This window comes from Pseudoalteromonas sp. SG44-8 (assembly GCF_014164125.1).
In the GTDB taxonomy this organism is placed as follows: Bacteria; Pseudomonadota; Gammaproteobacteria; order Enterobacterales; family Alteromonadaceae; genus Pseudoalteromonas; species Pseudoalteromonas rhizosphaerae.
The window spans coordinates 1-3,305 of record NZ_JACJEQ010000003.1 but is presented as its reverse complement, the minus strand read 5'-3'; the positions used below and the strand labels follow the sequence as shown (position 1 = coordinate 3,305).

Genomic DNA, 3,305 nt, shown 5'->3' with positions numbered 1-3,305 from the left:
AACGCAGCACCGAATGCCTTGACGATTGCCACCCCGATTGAGGTTGATGGCCGGATCAATGCTGTAGAAGATGGCAGTGTATTGATCACTGGCTCTGGCGCAGAAGCCAATGCCAGTGTCAGTGTGACCATCAGCGATGGCGCGAATAACTTATCGCGCACCGTGACGGCTGATGGCTCAGGGGCATGGACTATCAGTGGTAGTGAGTTTGATGTCAGCAGCTTTAATAACGGCACACTCACCGTCAGCGCCACACAAAGTGATGCGGCGGGTAACACCTCCAGCGCAGCCAGCACCTCGGTGGTTTTAGATAATACAGCACCGAATGCCTTAACGATTGCCACCCCGATTGAGGTTGATGGCCGGATCAATGCTGTAGAAGATGGCAGTGTATTGATCACCGGCTCTGGCGCAGAAGCCAATGCCAGTGTCAGTGTGACTATCAGCGATGGCGCGAATAACTTATCACGGACTGTGACGGCTGATGGCGCAGGTACATGGACTATCAGTGGTAGTGAGTTTGATGTCAGCAGCTTTAATAATGGCACGCTCACCGTCAGCGCCACACAATCTGATGCGGCGGGTAACACCTCTAGCGCTGCCAGCACCGCGGTGATTTTAGATAATACAGCACCGAATTCACCGACAATAGCCACTCCGATAGAGGGCGATGGTAAAGTTAACGCAGCGGAAGACAGTGACGTAGTGATCACCGGCTCCGGGGCGGAAGCTAATGCCAGCGTCAGTGTGACCATCAGCGATGGCGCGAATAACTTATCACGTACCGTAACGGCTGATGGCTCTGGGGCATGGACTATCAGTGGTAGTGAGTTTGATGTAAGCAGCTTTAATAATGGCACGCTCACCGTCAGCGCCACACAAAGTGATGCGGCGGGTAACACCTCGACTACGGCAACCGCAGTAATTACGTTGGATAATCAAGCGCCAAATGCATTGACGATTACTACGCCAATTGAAGGCGACGGCAAAGTTAATGCTGTTGAAGATAACGATGTACTAGTGCAAGGATCTGGCGCAGAGTCAGGTGCAACAGTTACAGTAAATGTTGATGGTATATCTAAAACCACCACTGCAGATTCAAGTGGTAATTGGACATTATCGGGCAACGAGCTGGATATCAGTGCGCTGAATAATGGTACGCTGACGGTCTCGGCAACTCAGGCCGATAGCGCAGGTAATGTCTCAATAGCTGCAACTACAACAATAACGTTGGATAACCAAGCACCAAACGCACCAACCTTTATTACGCCTATTGAGGGGGATGGTAAAGTTAACGCTGCGGAGGATAATGATGTATTAGTCCAAGGCGGGGGAGCAGAGTCAGGCGCAACAGTCACTGTGAGTATCGGTGGGGTGACTAAAACGACTACCGCAGACTCAAGTGGTAATTGGACATTATCAGGTAATGAGCTGGATATCAGCGCTCTAAATAATGGCATATTGACAGTTTCGGCAACACAAACCGACGATGCGGGCAATATCTCAACGGCCGCATCAACTTCAATTACATTAGATAACATCGCACCAAATGCGGTGGCTATTACAACGCCGATTGCAGTAGATGGTATTGTAAATGCGGCTGAAGACAATGCTGTGTTGATCACAGGGTCAGGTGCAGAAGCTGGCGCAACAGTGACAGTGGGTATTAGCGGCATAAATGCCACTGTGATAGCTGATAGCAGCGGTAACTGGACACTTAATGGCAGTGAATTAGACATTAGCGCGTTAAATAATGGCACATTAACAGTATCTGCAACGCAAACCGATAGCGCAGGAAATATTTCATCTGCAGCTACAACCACTATAACCTTAGATAATGTTGCGCCAAATGCATTGGCTATCACAACGCCGATCGCTGTTGATGGCATTGTGAATGCTGCTGAAGATAATGCGTTATTAATTGTAGGATCTGGGGCAGAATCAGGCGCTGCAGTTAAGGTTGATGTTGGCGGTGTAAATGCCACCGTGACTGCTGATAGCAACGGTAATTGGACTCTCAGTGGTAATGAGTTAGATATCAGTGCATTAAATAATGGCACATTAACGGTATCAGCAACGCAAACTGACAGCGCGGGTAATATTTCTCCAGCGGCAACGACGACGATAACCTTGGATAACAGTGCACCGCTAGTTGTTACTATTAATACGCCAATCGAAGTCGATGGCATAGTTAACGCTAGTGAAGATGATAGTGTATTGATAACCGGCTCTGGGGCAGAATCAGGCGCTGCAGTTAATGTTGATATTGGCGGTGTAAATGCCACGGTTACAGCTGGTAGTGGTGGAAATTGGACGCTTAGCGGCAATGAGTTAGATATAAGTGCACTTAATAACGGCACTTTAACAGTATCGGTAACGCAAACTGACAGTGCAGGGAATACTTCACCTGCGGCGACCAGCTCAATTACTTTAGATAATACCACCCCAACTGGGCATGCAGTTAGCGTTGATCAAAGCTTAATTAATGCGGATAACGAATCTGCAATGAGTGTTAGTTTTACTGGGCTTGAAGGAAGTGGTTCGCTTAGTTACCAGGTAAGTGATGGCAGTAATGCTGTTACTGGTAACGCAACGATTAGTGCTGTTACGCAGCAAATTACAGGTATCGATGTTACAACATTGGCTGAGGGAGTGTTAACGTTCTCAGCAATAGTTACAGACACCGCAGGCAATGCCAGCGCAGCAGTAACTGCCACAGTAACTAAAAAATATAATGTCGTACCGGTGTTAAGTGGTTCACCAAGTACAACTACAGCTGAAGATGCAGCGTATAGTTTTATACCCACCCTTACAGACAGCGATACGCAAGATACCCATACTTTTAGCATCATTAATAAGCCAAGTTGGGCAAGCTTTGACACCAGCACGGGCGAATTAGCGGGCACGCCACAGAACCAGGATGTAGGCAGCTACGCGGCTATTACTATCAGTGTTAACGATGGCACAGATAGCGCCAGTTTAACGCCATTTACATTAGAGGTAACCAACACCAATGATGCGCCGGTAGGGCAAAACTTCGCGTTTAACCTCGATGAAGCCGCGACCTTAACCGTGGCACTTGCAAACGGGTTATTAAGTAACGCCAGCGATGATGATGCAGGCGACACACTCAGCGCAGAGCTGGTCAGTCAACCACAATTTGGTAGTGTCAGCTTAAATAGTGATGGTAGCTTTAGTTATCAACATGACGGCAGTGAAAACCACGGCGACAGCTTCACCTTCCAAGTTCGTGATAGCGCAGGTGCGTTATCGGCGGTACAGACAGTAACACTTACGGTAACGCC

General features: G+C 48.3%; 1 protein-coding gene. It reads left to right on the top strand.

Features of this window, described 5'->3' with window-relative positions; translation table 11 throughout:
- Positions 1 to 3,305: Ig-like domain-containing protein (locus H5163_RS03635; protein WP_182734364.1), on the top strand; the 3,305-nt coding region annotated here is incomplete at both ends.